General features: G+C 58.4%; 14 protein-coding genes. 5 read left to right on the forward strand and 9 right to left on the reverse strand.

Going from position 1 to position 18702, the window contains the following annotated elements; genetic code table 11:
• Window positions 1–71: 71 nt before the first annotated feature.
• The 5 genes from hupB to tig all read right to left on the reverse strand — a co-directional run bounded on the left by hupB (window position 72) and on the right by tig (window position 6446).
• Window positions 72–344 carry a nucleoid-associated protein HU-beta gene (gene hupB / locus I6L44_RS07485; RefSeq protein ID WP_005315375.1) on the reverse strand — a complete coding sequence of 91 codons (273 nt, stop codon included), beginning with the start codon at window positions 342–344 and terminating at the stop codon, window positions 72–74.
• 240 nt (window positions 345–584) lie between these two features.
• Complete coding sequence (gene lon / locus I6L44_RS07490) at window positions 585–2939, reverse strand: endopeptidase La (RefSeq protein ID WP_005336976.1); 2355 nt, start codon at window positions 2937–2939, stop codon at window positions 585–587.
• A gap of 141 nt (window positions 2940–3080) precedes the next feature.
• Window positions 3081–4355: an ATP-dependent protease ATP-binding subunit ClpX gene (gene clpX, locus I6L44_RS07495; protein ID WP_005336977.1), complete on the reverse strand. Its 1275-nt coding sequence runs from the start codon at window positions 4353–4355 to the stop codon at window positions 3081–3083.
• A 70-nt stretch (window positions 4356–4425) separates the two neighbouring features.
• Window positions 4426–5049 carry an ATP-dependent Clp endopeptidase proteolytic subunit ClpP gene (gene clpP, locus I6L44_RS07500; RefSeq protein WP_005336979.1) on the reverse strand — a complete coding sequence of 208 codons (624 nt, stop codon included), beginning with the start codon at window positions 5047–5049 and terminating at the stop codon, window positions 4426–4428.
• Window positions 5050–5135: 86 nt separating this feature from the next.
• The gene (tig, locus tag I6L44_RS07505) at window positions 5136–6446 is read right to left on the reverse strand and encodes a trigger factor (protein WP_005345092.1); all 1311 of its coding nucleotides are present in this window, start codon (window positions 6444–6446) and stop codon (window positions 5136–5138) included.
• A gap of 441 nt (window positions 6447–6887) precedes the next feature.
• On the opposite strand from tig, the gene I6L44_RS07510 reads away from it, so the two are divergent.
• Window positions 6888–7322: a YccF domain-containing protein gene (locus I6L44_RS07510; RefSeq protein ID WP_216953783.1), complete on the forward strand. Its 435-nt coding sequence runs from the start codon at window positions 6888–6890 to the stop codon at window positions 7320–7322.
• Window positions 7323–7414: 92 nt separating this feature from the next.
• Window positions 7415–8005 (forward strand): 5'-deoxynucleotidase, encoded by a 591-nt coding sequence (yfbR, locus tag I6L44_RS07515; RefSeq protein WP_042052862.1) that lies wholly within the window; start codon window positions 7415–7417, stop codon window positions 8003–8005.
• An 87-nt stretch (window positions 8006–8092) separates the two neighbouring features.
• Here yfbR and lolE read toward each other — a convergent pair whose 3' ends face one another.
• The 3 genes from lolE to I6L44_RS07530 form a co-directional block, all read right to left on the reverse strand.
• Window positions 8093–9334 (reverse strand): lipoprotein-releasing ABC transporter permease subunit LolE, encoded by a 1242-nt coding sequence (gene lolE / locus I6L44_RS07520; protein ID WP_216953785.1) that lies wholly within the window; start codon window positions 9332–9334, stop codon window positions 8093–8095.
• A complete protein-coding gene (lolD, locus tag I6L44_RS07525) occupies window positions 9334–10032 on the reverse strand; it encodes a lipoprotein-releasing ABC transporter ATP-binding protein LolD (protein ID WP_005336988.1) in 699 nt (232 codons plus the stop codon). The genes lolE and lolD overlap by 1 nt, the downstream gene beginning before the upstream one ends.
• Before the next feature lie 88 nt (window positions 10033–10120).
• A complete protein-coding gene (locus I6L44_RS07530) occupies window positions 10121–11356 on the reverse strand; it encodes a lipoprotein-releasing ABC transporter permease subunit (RefSeq protein ID WP_216953788.1) in 1236 nt (411 codons plus the stop codon).
• A gap of 76 nt (window positions 11357–11432) precedes the next feature.
• On the opposite strand from I6L44_RS07530, the gene I6L44_RS07535 reads away from it, so the two are divergent.
• Together I6L44_RS07535 and mfd are read left to right on the forward strand one after the other, a co-directional pair.
• Window positions 11433–12008 carry a hypothetical protein gene (locus tag I6L44_RS07535; protein ID WP_064336238.1) on the forward strand — a complete coding sequence of 192 codons (576 nt, stop codon included), beginning with the start codon at window positions 11433–11435 and terminating at the stop codon, window positions 12006–12008.
• 56 nt (window positions 12009–12064) lie between these two features.
• Window positions 12065–15532 (forward strand): transcription-repair coupling factor, encoded by a 3468-nt coding sequence (gene mfd, locus I6L44_RS07540; protein ID WP_216954384.1) that lies wholly within the window; start codon window positions 12065–12067, stop codon window positions 15530–15532.
• A 100-nt stretch (window positions 15533–15632) separates the two neighbouring features.
• On the opposite strand, the gene fbp is transcribed toward mfd, so the two are convergent.
• Entirely contained in the window at window positions 15633–16667 is a 1035-nt protein-coding gene (gene fbp / locus I6L44_RS07545; RefSeq protein WP_005336993.1) for a class 1 fructose-bisphosphatase, read from the reverse strand.
• Window positions 16668–17049: 382 nt separating this feature from the next.
• Between fbp and I6L44_RS07550 the strand changes: the two genes are divergently transcribed.
• Window positions 17050–18666 carry a peptide ABC transporter substrate-binding protein gene (locus I6L44_RS07550; RefSeq protein ID WP_216953790.1) on the forward strand — a complete coding sequence of 539 codons (1617 nt, stop codon included), beginning with the start codon at window positions 17050–17052 and terminating at the stop codon, window positions 18664–18666.
• Window positions 18667–18702 lie beyond the last annotated feature (36 nt).

An 18702-nucleotide genomic window follows, 5' to 3' on the forward strand; every position in this document is an offset into this window, starting at 1 on the left:
TATGAGAGAAGACTCTCTAACTTGTCTGGTCTGCGACCAAGGACGGTAGCCGACGGATATCAGCGACCGACTTAGTTAACAGCGTCTTTCAGGGCCTTACCGGCTTTGAAGGCAGGAACTTTACCAGCAGCGATTTCGATGGTCGCGCCAGTCTGCGGGTTACGGCCTGAACGGGCAGCACGCTCGCGTACAGCGAAAGTACCGAAACCAACCAGAGCAACCTGGTCACCCTCTTTCAGCGCTTCACCAACAGCATCAATGAAGGCATCCAACGCACGGCCAGCGGCAGCTTTGGAGATATCGGCACCGTCTGCAATCTTGTCAATCAGTTGAGATTTATTCACTCTTATATTCCCCTTTTATCGAACACCGCTGCGGCGCTGATTTCCCTGGCCACAACAAGTGGAGGTTTTATAGCAAGCCTCCTGATCAGTTGCAAGTGACAATCTGGCGCAAACCCGCGCCACACAACGCATTGCGACTCATCACGAGTACCCGATCGGTGGTCAAGGCTACTTCCGTTATCGGGCGCATGCAAGCCTTAACCACCCGCCGAATGCGCCAAATTTGCGGCGCATCAACATTTACACGACAGAAACGCGCTCAAACCCCTGTGGATTGTCCTGCAACGCCAATTCCAGCACCTCGTCAATCCAGCGAACCGGATAAATTTCAAGGTCTTGTTTGACGTTTGCCGGGATCTCCTCAAGGTCACGCTCGTTCTCTTTCGGAATAAGCACTCGCTTGATGCCGCCACGGTGGGCTGCCAGCAACTTCTCCTTGAGACCGCCGATGGGCAGCACTTCGCCGCGCAAGGTGATCTCCCCTGTCATCGCCACATCAGCACGAACCGGATTACCGGTCAAGCTGGAGACCAGGGCGGTACACATGGCGATACCGGCGCTCGGACCATCTTTCGGGGTTGCCCCTTCCGGTACGTGCACGTGGATATCGCGCTTCTCGTAGAAGTCGGCATTGATGCGCAGCTTCTCGGCACGGGCTCGTACGACCGTCATGGCCGCCTGAATGGACTCCTGCATTACGTCACCGAGGGAACCGGTATAAGTGAGCTTGCCCTTGCCCGGCATGTTGGTGGTCTCGATGGTGAGCAGATCGCCCCCCACTTCGGTCCACGCCAGACCACACACTTGACCCACTTGATTCTGGTCGGTGGCCTTGCCGTAATCGAAACGCTGCACCCCGAGGAACTCCTTGAGGTTCTCCTGATTGACCTGAACATGCTTGATGCTCTTGTCCAGCAGGATGCGCTTGACCGCCTTGCGACAAATCTTGGAGATCTCGCGCTCCAGACTCCGCACCCCCGCCTCGCGGGTGTAGTAGCGGATCACTCCGACCAGGGCAGAATCTTCGATGGTGATCTCGGACTCTTTCAGGCCGTTGCGCTGGATCTGCTTGGCAACCAGATGCTGCTTGGCAATGTTGAGCTTCTCATCTTCGGTGTAACCGGAGAGACGGATCACTTCCATCCGGTCCAGCAAGGGACCCGGGATGTTCATGGAGTTGGAGGTGGCCACGAACATCACGTCCGACAGGTCATAATCCACTTCCAGATAGTGATCGTTAAAGCTGTTATTCTGCTCCGGATCCAGCACTTCCAGCAAGGCGGATGCGGGATCGCCACGCATGTCCGAGCTCATCTTGTCGATCTCGTCGAGCAGGAACAGCGGGTTCTTCACGCCGACTTTCGCCATCTTCTGGATAAGCTTGCCGGGCATGGAACCAATATAGGTACGGCGGTGACCGCGGATCTCCGCTTCGTCACGCACCCCACCCAAGGCCATCCGCACATATTTGCGGCCTGTCGCCTTGGCGATGGATTGGCCCAGCGAGGTCTTGCCCACACCGGGAGGGCCAACCAGACAAAGGATGGGGCCCTTGAGCTTGTTCACCCGCGCCTGCACCGCCAGATATTCGAGGATGCGATCCTTGACCTTCTCGAGGCCATAGTGATCGGCATCCAGCACCTCTTGCGCCTTGCCCAGGTCTTTCTTGACCTTGGAGCGCGCCTTCCACGGCACCTGCACCATCCAGTCCACATAGCTGCGAACCACGGTAGCCTCGGCGGACATGGGAGACATCATCTTCAGCTTGGCAAGCTCGGCCTGGGCCTTTTCACGGGCATCTTCCGGCATGCCAGCCTCTTCAATCTTGCGATTGAGAGCTTCAAACTCATCCGGGCTATCTTCCAGCTCACCCAGCTCTTTCTGGATGGCCTTCATCTGCTCGTTGAGGTAATACTCGCGCTGGCTCTTTTCCATCTGCTTCTTGACGCGAGTACGGATGCGCTTCTCGACCTGCAGCAGGTCAATTTCCGACTCCATCATAGCCATCAGGAATTCGATGCGCTCGGAGACTGAGACGATCTCCAGCACCTTCTGCTTGTCTTCCAGCTTGAGCGGCATGTGGGCCGCCATGGTGTCAGCCAGACGCGCAGCATCGTCGATCGCCGAGATCGAGGTCAGTACCTCGGGCGGGATCTTCTTGTTGAGCTTGATATAGCCTTCAAACTGGCCGATGGCGGAGCGAACCAGCACTTCCTGATCCTTCTCCTCAATGGCTTGGGAGGGGATGTACTGGGCCTCGCAGACAAAGAAATCCTTGTCGTCGATCATCCGCTCCAGGCGGGCACGCTGTCCCCCCTCTACCAGCACCTTGACGGTGCCGTCCGGCAGCTTGAGCATCTGCAGAATATTGGCCACTGTCCCGACGGTGAAGATCTCCTCCACAGTCGGCTCATCGGTTGACGCATCCTTCTGGGCCACCAGCAGAACTTTCTTGTCCTGCTCCATGGCCGCTTCCAGACAGCGAATGGATTTTTCCCGCCCCACAAAGAGTGGAATGACCATGTGGGGATAAACCACCACGTCACGAAGAGGCAGGACGGGAATCTCGATGCGTTCTGAACGCTCTAGGTTCATATATGTCCTCTCGGCTTGTTATACCGTTGGCAAAGCGCTTGGCTGAGTATATGGGGGCGCTGAGATGAGATTCAATCGCCGAAACCGTAAAAAGCATGAAAGGGGCAAAAAGCCCCTTCCATTCGATTAAAAATCAGACATTTACTCTGATGCAGCAGCCTGGGTTTCGGGATTTTCGTAAATCATCAAGGGCGCGGAGTCCCCTTTGATCACGGTCTCGTCGATCACCACCTTGCTGACCCCTTCCAGAGAAGGCAGGTCATACATGGTATCCAGCAACACGGCTTCCACGATGGAACGCAGACCACGAGCACCGGTTTTACGCTCCATCGCCTTGCGGGCAATGGCGTTGAGTGCGTCGTCACGGAACTCCAGCTCGACCCCTTCCAGATCGAACAACGCAGCGTACTGTTTGGTCAGCGCGTTTTTCGGCTCTTTCAGGATCTGGATAAGCGCAGACTCGTCCAGCTCGGTCAGGGTCGCGACCACCGGCAGACGGCCGATGAACTCGGGGATCAGACCATACTTGATCAGATCTTCCGGCTCTACCTTGGCGAAGGTCTCGCTCAGGGTGGCCTTGGCATCCTTGGATTTCACCTCGGCGCCAAAACCGATACCGGTTCCCTTCACGGAACGCTGCTCGATCACCTTGTCCAGACCGGCAAAGGCACCGCCACAGATGAAGAGGATCTTGGAGGTATCAACCTGCAAGAACTCCTGCTGCGGATGCTTGCGACCACCTTGCGGCGGCACGGAAGCGATGGTCCCTTCGATCAGCTTGAGCAGTGCCTGCTGTACCCCTTCCCCGGAGACATCGCGGGTGATGGAGGGGTTGTCCGACTTGCGGGAGATCTTGTCGATCTCGTCGATATAGACGATGCCACGCTGGGCCTTCTCTACGTCGTAGTCGCACTTTTGCAGCAGCTTCTGGATGATGTTCTCCACGTCCTCGCCCACATAACCGGCTTCGGTCAGGGTGGTGGCGTCGGCCATGGTGAACGGCACATCCAGCAGACGAGCCAGAGTCTCGGCCAGCAGGGTCTTGCCGCTACCGGTCGGGCCAATCAGCAGAATGTTGGATTTGCCGAGCTCCACACCACTGTTTTCGCCGCTGTTGCGCAGACGCTTGTAGTGGTTGTAGACGGCAACGGCCAACACCTTCTTGGCATACTCCTGCCCGATCACATAGTCATCGAGATGAGCGCGGATCTGATGAGGGGTCGGCAGCTCGTTACCATCGCGCTTGGGAGAGATCTCGCGGATCTCTTCGCGGATGATGTCGTTGCACAGCTCGACGCACTCATCACATATGTAGACGGAAGGGCCAGCGATCAGCTTACGCACTTCATGCTGGCTTTTGCCGCAAAAAGAGCAGTAGAGCAGCTTATCACCCTCACCCTTGCGTTTCTCTGTCATTCAGCAACCTCGTTTTATCAATAGAGGATGGATCGGCCTGTTGAGTTTACAACAGACCGGGACACCCTGCTCAGCTACGCTGGCTCAGGACACCGTCAACCAGGCCATAGGCCACGGCCTGCTCGGCGGACATGAAGTTGTCACGATCGGTGTCACGCTCGATGGTAGCCATGTCCTGACCGGTGTGGAACGCCAGGCGCTCGTTCAGGGTATTTTTAATCTTCAGGATCTCCTGGGCGTGGATCTGGATATCAGATGCCTGACCCTGGAAGCCACCCAGCGGCTGGTGGATCATCACGCGGGCGTTAGGCAGGCAGAAACGCTTGCCCTTGGCACCGCCAGCCAGCAGGAAGGCACCCATGGAGCAGGCCTGCCCCATGCAGACGGTGCTGACATCCGGCTTGATGAACTGCATGGTGTCATAGATGGACATGCCTGCAGTCACCGAACCACCCGGCGAGTTGATGTAGATATAGATGTCCTTGTCCGGATTCTCGGACTCGAGGAACAGCAACTGGGCAACCACCAGATTGGCCATGTGATCTTCAACCTGACCAGTCAGGAAGATCACCCGCTCTTTCAGCAGACGGGAGTAAATATCGTAGGAACGTTCACCCTTGGCAGTCTGTTCGACCACGATGGGGACCAGCGCATTGCTGGGAGAATCGGTCATATCGTTATAGTTCTTGTACATAAGGCATTGTCCCTAAAATAAAATGGCCCGAGTGGAGATCACACGAGCCATTATACTTAACAGTCTTGACCTTAAGTCAAATGTTCTTAGGCAGCGGCGCCAGACTTGTTGATCACTTCGTCAAAGGCAACCTCTTTTTCGGTCACTTGCGCTTTGGACAGGATCAGGTCGATGGCTTGATCTTCTACTGCCAGGTTACGAACGCCGTTCAGCATCTGTTCGTTCTTCTGGTAGTACTCGATCACTTCTTTCGGATCTTCGTAGGCAGTCGCCATGGACTCGATGATGCTGTTTACACGGGCATCGTCAGCCTTGATCTCGTTGGTGCGGATCACGTCACCCAGCAGCAGGCCTACGCGTACACGACGCTCGGCTTGAGCCTGGAACAGTTCAGCCGGCAGCTCGGGAGCGTTGCCGCCCTGGAAGCCACCGAAGCGCTGCAGAGCCTGCTGACGCAGTGCGTCGATCTCTTGAGCAACAGCTGCTTTCGGCAGGTCGATTTGGTTGGCTTCAACCAGACCGTTCAGAACCTGCTCTTTCACGCTGTTTTTCAGGGCTTGAGCCAGTTCGCGCTCCATGTTCTTGCGCACTTCGGCTTTCAGCTCTTCAACAGAACCGCTTTCGATACCGAAACGCTTCACGAACTCTTCGGTCAGCTCAGGCAGGATCTGCTCTTCAACCTTGATCAGCTTGGAAGCGAACTTGGCTTCTTTGCCTTTCAGGTTTTCAGCGTGGTAGTCAGCCGGGAAGGTCACTTCGATGGTGAACTCGTCGCCCGCTTTCTTGCCCAGGATGGCGTCTTCGAAGCCCGGGATCATACGGCCAGCGCCCAGCACCAGGTTGAAGCCTTCAGCTTTGCCGCCGTCGAACTCTTCACCGTCGATGGAACCGACGAAGTCCATGGTCACACGCATGCCATTGGCAGCGGCAACATCGGCATCAGCCCAGGTAGCGTGCTGCTTGCGCAGGGTGTCGATCATGTTGGCCAGATCTTCATCCTTCACGGTCGCAACCGGCTTCTCGACCTTGATGGTCTCGAGACCTGCAACTTCGAACTCCGGATACACTTCGAAAGTGGCGGTGAATTCGAAATCCTGACCTTCTTTGATCTCTTTCGGATCCATGGTCGGGGCACCGGCCGGGCTCAGTTTGTTTTCGATGATGGCTTTGATGAAGTTGCTCTGCATCATTTCATCAGCAACGCGGGCGTGAGCCATGGCGCCGAACATCTTCTTGATGATGGCAACCGGAGCCTTGCCAGGACGGAAACCGTCGATGCGACGAGTTTTGGCCAGGCCATTCAATTCTTTACGCACAGCGGCGTCTACGGTAGCGGCCGGTACAGTGATGGTAAGACGGCGTTCCAGACCCTGGGTTGTCTCTACAGAAACTTGCATTCTTCTACCTCGTTCAACTCAGCACTGTGTGCTGACCCTTTATTGCCCCTGGGCAAAGCCCGGAGTCTTCCTGTTTATAAAGACAACGATATGTCTTTGTGATGAGAAAATATGACGCGGCATTATAGCGGCGCACTTTGGTCGAGTCGAGCCACACATCCCCCACATTGAGCGGCGTGCAAGCACAATTCGTGCAAAACTGCCCTTTATATGGGGAGAGAGGTGCCTGACTTCAACTATCCGATGGCAATAATTTTGCGTTTGCTCACCTTTTTTCATCCGAACGCCGCTTTATTGCCCATCTTTCGCCGAAAAACAGCCCACCGTTGCGGGCGGCGACTCAATTTGACCAGCCAAATGGCGATTGGACCAATCAACCATTGCGTCCCTACCCCTCCCTCGTTATGGTGGCAACCAAATTGATGATCTGGAGTCACTCACATGGCCTTTTTCCGCTTCTTGTTCAATCTGCTCTGGTTTGTACTGGGAGGTGTCTTTATGGGCCTGGCCTGGTGGCTGGCCGGGCTTGTCTGCTTTATCTCGCTGATCGGCATTCCCTGGGGACGAGCCTGCTTCGTGATCGGCACCTTTACCTTCTTCCCGTTTGGCAAGCAGGCTGTCAACCGCAAAACCATGACCGGCCAGAGCGATATCGGCACCGGCACTCTGGGGCTGATTGGCAACATCCTCTGGTTCGTGCTGATCGGTGTCTGGCTGGCCATAGGCCACATCGCTTCCGCACTGGCCTGCTTCGTGACCATTATCGGTATTCCGTTCGGTATCCAGCACCTCAAGCTGGCGCTGATCAGCCTGGCGCCCATTGGCCAGATGATTGTGACCAATCAGGAGGCTGAATCGGGCCGCTATATCCGCTAACTGCGGGAAATGCGCGGGCAGACGCTGCCCAGCAACGAAAAAAAGGGCAGACTAGGGTCTGCCCTTTTCTATTCTCTTTTGTTGAGGCCATCATGTTACCCAGTCACTTTTTCGCCAATCTCGCCCGCATGAAACTCATCTATCGCTGGCCCCTGATGCGCAACATCCAGCCGGAAAACATTGCCGAGCACAGCCTGCAGGTGGCCATGGTGGCCCATGCCCTCGGCATCATCAAAAACCGGCTGTTTGGCGGCAGCGTGAATGCCGACCGCGCCGCCGTGATGGCCCTCTATCACGACAGCAGTGAGGTGCTGACCGGCGATCTGCCCACCCCGGTCAAATACTTCAATCCCGAGATCGCCCGCGAGTACAAGAAGATAGAACTGGCCGCCGAACAGCGGCTGCTTGGCATGCTGCCGCCGGAACTGGTAGAGGATTTTCGCCCGCTGCTCGATTCGGCAGCCCAAGATGGCGAGCTGGCCAGGCTGGTCAAGGATGCCGATACCCTCTGCGCCTATACCAAGTGTCTGGAGGAGATCAACGCCGGCAATCGGGAGTTTGAACCAGCTCGCAAACGCCTCGAAGCCATGCTGGAAGCGCGGATGAGCGATGAGATGCGCTACTTTATCGACACCTTCGTAGCCAGCTTCTCCCTGCCACTCGATGAGCTTAACGCTCACTAAGCCAGTCTACATGACCTGAAAACAGAAGGGCCCGCCGGTTTGCACCGGCGGGCCCTTCGTTATTTATGGCGCATTAGATGCGGCGCATCAGTGACCCAGCTCGCGGGAAGGTACCAGACCGCTCGCCCGCCAGGCGGGATAGAGGGTCGCCACCAGACTCATCAGGATGGCGGCGCCCGTCACGATAAGCAGATCCTGCATATGCAACTCGGTCGGCAAGAAGTCGATAAAGTAGATATCCGGATTGAGGAAGCGGTGGCCGATGAGCTTTTCGACAACGCTCAAGATCTGGGTCAGCTTGCTCGAAAGCAGCCCGCCCAGCAGGGCACCGAGCAGGGCACCGGCCACGCCGTTGACCATCCCCTGAATAACGAAGGTAAGCCGGATCTGACCGGGGCTCGCCCCCATGGTCTTCAGGATGGCGATCTCGCTGCGCTTCTCGTTCACCGCCATCACCAAGGTGGAGACGATGTTGAAGCAGGCGACGGCCACCACCATCAGCATCACCACATACATGACGGTACGCACCATCTGGATGTCCTGATAGAGATAACCCTGGCTGTTCATCCAGCTGCGGATATAGACGTGATGGGGGAACTGCTGCGCGGCGGCGATCGTAATATTTTGTGCATTAAGCACATCGTTCACCCGCAGGCTGAAGCCCTCTACATCGCTGCCCATGCCGGTGATCGCTTGCGCATCGGCCAGATGCATAAAGCCGAGTAGGCCGTCGAGCTGACCGCCGATCTCCAGCAGCCCCACCACGGTCAGGGCTTCGCGCCGAGGATTCTTGATCCCCGCCTGATCGCCCCCTTGCGGCAGCAGCAGGGCGACCGAGTCCCCCACCTTGACCCCCAGCTTGTCGGCAATAGTCTTGCCCAAGATCACCCCACGTTCACCCGGTTGCAGCTCACGCAGACCACGGCCCGTCATGTATTTGCCTGCATCCGACAGATTGGCTTCCAGATCGGGTAACACAGCGCGCAGTTGTACCCCCTTGAGGGCAGAGCCATGCTCCAGCAGGCCATTGAGGCGAATGACCGGGGCAGCCGCCTCAACGCCCGGCTGGGCCAGCAGGTAGTCACGCAGACGCGGCCAATCCGGCAACGGCCGCTCGACGGCGTCCAGCTCACCTTGCGGCACCACGGAGAGCACCCTGTCTTTGAGCTCCCGCTCGAAACCGTTCATGGCGGAGAGGCCCAGGATCAACGCCATCACCCCGAGGGCGATACCGATCAGGGAAGAGGCAGAGATAAAGGCGATAAACCCGTTGCGACGGCGGGAGCGGCTATAACGCAGGCCCAGAAAGAGGGGCAGCGGTTTGAACATCAGGCAACCTCCGCCATCACGCCGCTCACCAGGGTCACCCGGCGATGGAGCTTGGCCGCGAGGCTCAAGTCGTGAGTCACCACCACAAACGCAGTGCCCAGTTCACGATTCAGTTCACACAGCAGTTCGTACACCGCGGTGGCACTGGCGTGATCCAGATTGCCGGTAGGCTCATCCGCCAGCACCAAGCTCGGTTCGTTGACCAGCGCCCGGGCGATCGCCACCCGCTGACGTTCGCCACCAGAAAGCTCGGAGGGACGGTGGTTCAAGCGATGGGAGAGCCCTACCCTACCCAACATTTTGGTCGCCTTTTCGGTGGCAACCGCCACCGACTCACCGGCGATCAGCAGCGGCATGGCCGCATTTTCCAGCGCACTGAACTCGGAGAGCAGGTGATGGAACTGGTAGACAAAGCCCAGCTCGCGGTTGCGAAAACGGGCTTGGGTACGGCTGTCCCAATGGTGGATATCCTCCCCTTTGAACAGCACGGCGCCGCTGGAGGGGTTGTCCAGCGCCCCCATCAGATGCAGCAGAGTGGTCTTGCCGGAGCCCGAGCTCCCCACTACCGCCAGCATTTCACCGGGCGCAACGCAGAGATCGATCCCCTTGAGCACCTGAGTCTCCAGCTCCCCCTCTTTATAGACATGATTGAGCGCCTGGCAGCGCAGCAGAGGTTCACGGGATACGGCTTCATTCATAACAGGGGCTCCACTTGCCTCGGTAACAACGCTGGCACCCGCAACTACGGGGGCACCAGTCACAACAGAAGATGCATTATTCACGGCATTACTCATAACGCAGCGCCTCGGCCGGTTTCACCCGTGCGGCGCGTGCCGCCGGGTAAAGGGTGGCACTGAAGCTCAGCAGCACGGCGCCCAGCAAGATGGTGATGACCTGAGCCGGCTCGACAATCACCGGCAAGCCACTGCCGCCCGCCGCCATATAGAGGTTGAGCCCCACCGCATTGAGCAGGGGGTTGAGACCCAAGGAGAGCGCCAGGCCCGCCAGTCCGCCAAACAGGGCGCCAATCACCCCGCTGGAGGCGCCGAGCACCATGAAGATTTTGACGATCCCCGATTCACTCATGCCCATGGTGCGCAGGATGGCCACTTCGCCCTCCTTGTCCGTCACCACCATCACCAGCGCGGAGAGGATGTTGAAAGTAGCGACGGCGATGATCAGCACCAGCATCAGCCCCATCATCCGTTTTTCCATGGCGACCGCCTGGAACAGCTCGCCCCGCTCGCGGCGCCAATCCTGCCATAGCAAGCCATCCGGCAGCGGCGTCTTGATCACTTCGTCAGCCGCAAAGGGATCATCGAGCCAGAGGCGAATGCCACCTACGGTTTCTGTCGGCAGACGCAGCAGCCGCTGGGCATCCCCCAGCGCGATCAGCGCAATCTGGTTATCCACATCGGCACCGACCCCGAAGATGCCGGAGACAGTAAAGAGGCGCTGGGCCGGTACCCGGCCAAACGGAGTGAAGCGGGTCCCCTCGGTCAGGATCAGGCGAACCTGATCGCCGATGGAGACATTGAGACGGCGTGCCACCCCCTGCCCCAGCACGATGCGGTAGTGGCCGGGCTGCAGAGTATCGAGGCGCCCCCCCAGCATCTGGCTATGGAGGATGTCATCCTTGGGCCACTTAGCAGGGTCGATCCCCTGCACGCTCACCCCGGTCAGTTGGCCAGGGCTTTGCAGCATCCCTTCGCTGTCGAGCATGGGGGCCGAGGCGACCACATGGGGTAATTTGGCCAGATCCGGCAAGCCTTGCGGGTCGGCATCAATGCGGCCAGCCTGATTGGTCACCACCACATGGGGGATCACCCCGAGGATGCGCCCTTTGAGCTGCCCTTCGAAACCGTTCATCACCGAAATGACCACCATCAGGGCGGCGACCCCGATGGCGATGCCAAAGGTAGAGAACAGGGAGATAAATGAGACGAAGCGATTGCTGCGCTTCGAGCCTGCATAACGCAGGCCGATGGCCAGCGAAAGGGGCTGAAAAAGTCCGGTCTTCAAGGATATGTACGTTGCCAACAAAATAAGATACCGGATAATAAAGGGAAACCGTCCATGACAACAAGGGATAGCCTCCATGCAGGAACAGTTCTTCAGCGTCACTCATGCCACGCCGGTCAATGTGATCCCCATGCCGGCCGACTTCCATCTCCCCTCGCTGGAGGAGCTGGACGCTGAGCTGCCGGAGCCCTTTCGGATCTCTTCGGCCATTACCTCCATCGATCTGGTGACCACTCGCCTGCTGCGCAACCAGAACGAGTCGATGCACGATCTGATCGAGATCGTCAATCAGCAGTCCCGCAAGATCGACATGATCATGGGCTATGTGCTCTCTCTGCAGGACCATCCGGAGCAGCGCTTTCACACCCTGCGCTTCGGGGCTGGTCAACTCACCTACCTGCACCCCTATCATGGTCACGGGGATGCGCCGCACCTGCACCAGATCGTCCGCCTCAAGATCTTCCTGCGGGAAGAGGCGGCCGCCATCTACTGCTATGGCCAGGTCAAACAGCTTGACGGCGGTGAACATGGCACCCATGTGCAGCTCGACTATGTGCGGATCCGCGAAGATGACCGTGAACTGCTGGTTCGTGCCAGCCTCCACGTGCAATCGAAGCAGCTCAAGCTGCGCGCCCAAGAGCGTCAGCGCTAACCAGAGCGAACGTCAGCGATAGATAACGTCAACGTTAAAAGAATCGAACCATGCCAATGACACTCCCCGCCTTGCCCGCCAAAGCGGGCCAAAAGATCACGCTCGGCCAACTGGTCGGCAGCAGCCTCTCGCTAATTGCAGCCCGTCTCACCAATGAAGCCAAGGGGCCGGTACTGCTTATCACCGCCGATACCCCGAGCGCCCTGCGCCTGGAGCAGGAGCTGCAGTATTTGCTGACAGACAAGCAGCTAGCCGATCAGTCCGTGCCGGTATTGCTGTTCCCCGATTGGGAGACCCTGCCCTACGACACCTTCTCCCCCCATCAGGACATCATCTCCCAGCGGCTCGAGACTCTCTACAAGCTGCCGCAGATGAGCAAGGGGGTGTTGATTGTCCCCATCTCCACCCTGATGTTGCGCTGCGCCCCCCGGGTCTATCTCGACAAATACAGCCTGATGGTGAAGGCCGGCCAGCGCCTCAATCTGCAACAGCTGCGCGGACGCCTGGCCGAGGCGGGTTACGTGGCGGTGGATCAGGTGCTGGAACATGGCGAATTTGCCGCCCGCGGCTCCCTGCTCGATCTCTTCCCCATGGGCAGTAGCAGCCCCTATCGCATCGACTTCTTCGACGATGAAGTGGACTCCATCCGCCCATTCGATCCCGAAACCCAGCGCTCCAGCGAACCGGTCAAGACGGTCAGCCTGCTGCCCGCCCGGGAATACCCCACCGACGAGGCGGCCATCGAGCTGTTTCGTGGCCAGTTCCGCGAGCAGTTCGAGCTGTCGCGGGCAGAGGGCTCCGTCTATCAGGAGGTGAGCAAGGGGCGCTGGCCCGCCGGCATCGAATACTATCTGCCTCTCTTCTTCAACCAGACCGCCAGCCTGTTTGACTACCTGCCGGAAGAGACCCTGCTGCTCACCGTGGGGGATATCTACCCCGCCGCCCAGCGCTTCTGGAACGATATCGGCCAGCGCTATGAAGACAGACGCTGGGACAACACTCGCCCCCTGCTACCCCCGGCCCAGCTCTATCTGCCGGTGGAGCAGCTCTTTGCCGCCCTCGGCCAATATGGCGCGGTGCGGCTGCAAGAGGCCGCCACCGCGGGCGATGCCGGTCAGCACGATCTGCCCATCGAGGCGCTGCCGGATCTGCAACTCGATCACAGCAAGGAGCAACCCCTGCTGGCGCTCAACCAGTTCCTGCAAGGTTTTGCCGGGCGCACCCTGTTTGCGGTGGAATCCGAAGGACGGCGGGAGGTGCTCGGCGATCTGCTGGCGCGTATCTCGCTGCAACCCAAGGAGTTCCCCTCCCTTGACGCCTTTATGGCGAGCCCGGATCGACACGGCTTGCTGGTTGCACCCCTTGAGCGTGGCTTCCTGTGGCAGGAGGTCGGTCAGGATCCACTGGCGCTGATCACCGAGACCGAGCTGCTGGGCGGCAAGGTGCGCAGCAAGCGAGCGCGGGAGAAGAGCAAAAACTTAAGCTCCGATGCAGTGATCAGAAACCTGGGCGAGCTGACCCAGGGCCAGCCGGTGGTCCATCTGGATCACGGGGTCGGCCGCTATCTGGGGCTCGAAACCATCGACGCCGGTGGTCTGCCCACCGAGTTTTTGACTCTCGAATATGCCGGCGGCGACAAGCTGTTCGTGCCGGTCACCAGTTTGCACCTTATCAGCCGCTACACCGGCTCTGATAACCCGCCCAGCCACAAGCTCGGCGGCGAAGCCTGGAGCAAGGCGCGGCGCAAGGCGGCGGAGAAGGTGCGCGACGTGGCAGCCGAGTTGCTCGATGTCTACGCTCATCGCGCCGCTCGCGCCGGTTTTGCCTTCAAGCACGACAAAGAGGCCTATCGCCAGTTTGCCGCCAGCTTCCCGTTCGAGGAGACCGACGATCAGCTCAACGCCATCAATGCGGTGTTGGGGGACATGTGTCAGGCCAAGAGCATGGACCGACTGGTGTGTGGCGATGTGGGTTTCGGCAAGACCGAAGTGGCGATGCGGGCGGCGTTTGTGGCCGTCCACGGCGGCAAGCAGGTTGCCGTGCTGGTGCCCACCACCCTGCTGGCGCAACAGCACTACGACAACTTCCGCGACCGCTTTGCCAACTGGCCGGTGCGGGTCGAGGTGCTGAGCCGCTTCCGCTCCGCCAAGGAGCAGAGCGCTGTGATGAAGGAATTGGCCGAAGGCAAGGTGGATATCATCATCGGCACCCACAAGCTGCTCGGCTCCGAGCTCACTTTCAAGGATCTGGGGCTGCTCATCGTCGATGAGGAGCACAGATTCGGGGTGCGCCAAAAGGAGAAGATCAAGGCACTGCGGGCCGATGTGGATATCCTCACCCTCACCGCCACCCCTATTCCGCGCACCCTCAATATGGCGATGTCCGGCATGCGGGATCTCTCCATCATCGCGACTCCACCCGCCAAGCGACTCGCCATAAAAACCTTCGTGCGCCAGCACGAACCGGCGGTGGTGCGCGAGGCGGTACTGCGGGAACTCAAGCGTGGCGGCCAGGTCTACTACCTGCACAACGACGTGGAGAGCATCGAGAAGTGCGCCGCCGACCTGACGGAGCTGGTACCCGAGGCCCGCATCGGCATCGCCCACGGCCAGATGCGCGAGCGCGACCTTGAGCGGATCATGTCCGACTTCTACCACCAGCGCTTCAACCTGCTGGTCTGCACCACCATTATCGAGACCGGTATCGACGTACCGAGCGCCAACACCATCATCATGGATCGGGCGGATCATCTCGGTCTGGCCCAGCTGCACCAGCTGCGTGGCCGGGTTGGCCGCTCTCATCATCAGGCCTATGCCTACCTGCTCACCCCCCATCCCAAGCTGATGACCAAGGATGCGGCCAAGCGGCTGGAGGCGATCGCCTCGCTTGAAGATCTCGGCGCCGGTTTTGCGCTGGCGACCCACGATCTGGAGATCCGTGGCGCGGGCGAACTGCTCGGCGACGATCAGAGCGGCCAGATTGAATCGGTCGGCTTCACCCTCTATATGGAGATGCTGGAGCAGGCGGTCGAGGCGCTGAAAAATGGCAAGGAGCCGTCGCTCGAGCAGCTGATGAGCCAGCACACCGAGGTAGAGCTGCGCCTGCCTGCGCTGCTGCCGGATGACTACATCCCGGACGTCAATATGCGCCTCTCCATGTACAAGCGGATCGCCAGTGCGGCGGATGAGCAGGAGCTGCGCGAGCTGAAAGTGGAGCTGATCGACCGCTTCGGCCTCTTGCCGGAGGCAACCAAAACCCTGCTGGAGCTGGCTGCCTTCCGTCAGCGTGCCACCGCCCTTGGCATTCGCCGGGTGGAGATGAGCGAGCGCGGCGGCTATCTCGACTTCACCCAGGAGACCAAGGTCAATCCGGCCTATCTGGTCAAGCTGCTCTCCAGCCAGCCACGAGTCTACAAGATGGACGGGCCGACCCGGCTGCGTTTCCAGATGCCAACCCAGGAGCGCGCCATGCGCCTGAAACTGGTGGATGGCTTGCTGGCTGATCTGGCCAACAACAGCCTGTAAGCATTTGCAGTGCTGGCGGCGAGCCAGAGAGATAACGCCAACTAAAACGGGAGCCATATCGGCTCCCGTTTTTTATTTGCTATCTGACTACTGCGTACTATCAGCCCTGGTTGGCAGGATCCTCATGGGCGGAGAACTCGCGCATAAAGGCCTCGGCGCGCTCCACCATCTTGGTCGAGCCAACAAAGTAAGGGGTACGCTGGTGCAGCGCGGTGGGCTGGATATCCATGATGCGGCCAAAGCCGTCGGAGGCCTTGCCACCAGCCTGCTCCACCAGAAACGCCATCGGGTTGCACTCATAGAGCAGGCGCAGCTTGCCGTTCGGGGAATTAGTGCCGGACGGATAGATGTAGATACCGCCCTTGAGCAGGTTGCGATGGAAATCAGAGACCAGGGAGCCGATATAGCGGGAGGTGTAGGGTCTGTGGGTCGCTTCGTCGCGCTCCTGGCAATATTTGAGGTACTTCTTCACCCCGTCCGGGAACTTGATGTAGTTGCCCTCGTTGATGGAGTAGATCTTGCCCTCTTCCGGAATGCGGATGTTCTCGTGGGAGAGACAGAAGCAGCCGATGGAGGGGTCGTAGGTAAAGCCGTTGACGCCAAAGCCGGTAGTGTAGACCAGCATGGTGGAGGAGCCGTAGACCACATAACCGGCGGCGACCTGACGGTTGCCCGGTTGCAGGAAGTCCTCCAGGGTCACCGGCGAACCTTGCGGGCTCAAACGGCGGTAGATGGAGAAGATGGTCCCGACCGAGACGTTGACGTCGATATTGGAGGAGCCATCGAGCGGGTCGATCAGCACCACATACTTGGAGTTTTTGGAGAGTGGCGAGTCAAAGGCCACGAAGTCCTCTTCTTCTTCCGAGGCCATGCCGCACACCTCGCCGCGCGCTTCCAGCGCCGCCTTGAAGCGTTCGTTGGCGTAGACATCCAGCTTCTGCTGCACCTCGCCCTGTACGTTTTCAGCGCCCATGGAACCGATGATATCCGCCAGTCCCGCCTTGTTGATCTCCCGGTTCACCACCTTGGCAGCAAGGCGAATCGAGCTGAGCAACGAGGTCAGCTCGCCGGTCGCGGTAGGATAATCCGCCTGCTTTTTGACGATGAACTCACCCATGGTGATCATGTTTCGCATTTTTGTTCCTTTAGATCGCATCCGTTGGCATTGAAAACGTTTGCAGGCGTCGGCAAAAAAAATGCCGATCACCGGCGGCCTTGATTTGTAACCTAATGTAACGTCTGTTTTTTGTTTTTGCAGCGAATTAAGCGGCCTATTAAATAGGCTATTTCGCCTCACGTTATGGTAAAAGGCGCGTTTTATTCGGTTTCAATCGATAACTTTCGGACCCTTAATTCGTGGCAATAACCTGCGACAAGCCATGAGCTGACTGGCCTTGAGCCATTAAAAATGGAGTCTGATGGGCCTGCCATTACCTCAGCCATTGCCTCTTGAGATCCGATCGCCAATCCAGCACACTGATTTCGCTTTGGAAGCAAATAAAACTCAAGGATTATCAATGAACAAGACTCTCATTGCCGGCATGGTAGCCGGACTGTTTGCCCTTCCCGCCTGGGCTGCCCAGGTGCCTGCCGGTACCAAGCTGCTGCCGGATGCCCAACAAATCTACGTGACCAATATCGGCACCGAACCTACCACCATCGACCCCCAGCTGGTAGAAGAGACCGCCGGTAGTGCCATCGTCAACGATCTGTTTGAAGGGCTCTACGAGCTGGATAATACCGGCAAGATCAAGCCAGCAGGTGCCATCAGCTACGAGGTCGACAAGACAGGTACCGTCTACACCTTCAAACTGAGGCCCGAGGCCAAGTGGTCAAACGGTGAACCGGTCACCGCCGCCGATTATGTCTACGGCTGGCAACGGGCGGCCGATCCCAAGACTGCCTCCAACTACGCCTGGTTTATCGAGTTGACCGGTGTGGTCAATGCAAGGGAGGTGACCCAGGGCAAGAAGAGCCCGTCAGAGCTCGGGATCAAAGCGCTCGATGACCACACCCTGCAGGTCACCCTGAAAAATCCGGTCCCCTTCTTCCTGAAGACGCTGGCCCACTACACCACGTTCCCGGCCCCCAAAGACACCATTGAAAAATTCGGCAAGGATTGGGTCAAACCGGGCAATATCGTCTCCAACGGTGCCTTTGTACTCAAGGAGTGGACCCCCAACGAGCGGCTAAGTGCCGAGCGCAATACCCACTACTGGAACAACCAGCACACCGTCCTGAACAAGGTGATCTATCTGGAGATCGTCTCCGAAACCGCCGCCTACAACCGCTATCGCACCGGTGAACTGCACTACACCACTTATCCGTTGGAGCAGTACAAGCAGCTCAAGAGCAAGAGCCCGGAAGAACTGGTCAGCGTCCCCACGCTGGCCAGCTATTACTATGTCTTCAATACCCAGCGCAAACCGTTCGATGACCCGAAAGTACGCAAGGCGCTTTCGCTCGCCATCGACCGGGAGACCATCACCGACAAGATCCTGGGACAGGGACAAATTGCCGCATATAGCTTCACGCCCCCCATTGTGGACGGTTTTGAATTGAAAAAACCGGCCAGCCAGCTGCAGAGCAAAGAGGAGCGGATCAAGCAAGCCAAAGCCCTGTTGGCCGAAGCGGGCTATGGCCCGGACAAGCCACTCACAGTGGACATTCTCTACAACACCAACGAGAGCCACAAAAAGATTGCGCTGGCCGTCTCCTCCATGTGGAAACACAACCTAGGGGTCACTGCCACCCTCAACAACATGGAGTGGAAGACCATGGTCTCGGCGCTGAACGAGGGGGATTTCGGGGTTAGCCGCTATGGCTGGAACGGGGATTATAACGACGCCTCCACCTTTCTCGACATCATGACCTCCAGCAGCAGCGCCAACAGCGGCAAGTGGTTCAACAAGGAGTACGACGCCCTGCTGGCCAAGGCCCACGACTCGCTGGATCCCGCTGAACGCAATGCCCTGTATCAGCAGGCAGAGGCGCTCATTGATGCGGATGCCCCCATCGCCCCCATCTATTTCTCGGTCAAATCAAGGTTGCTCAAACCTTTCGTGAAAGGCTATCCCCACCTTAACCCGCAGGATGTGGTCTACAGCAAGGAGCTCTATCTGGTTGCCCAGTAACCGGCTCGGCAAGATGTGACCATAAAAAAGCGCCGG

Source organism: Aeromonas sp. FDAARGOS 1414, from assembly GCF_019047065.1.
In the GTDB taxonomy this organism is placed as follows: Bacteria; Pseudomonadota; Gammaproteobacteria; order Enterobacterales; family Aeromonadaceae; genus Aeromonas; species Aeromonas veronii_A.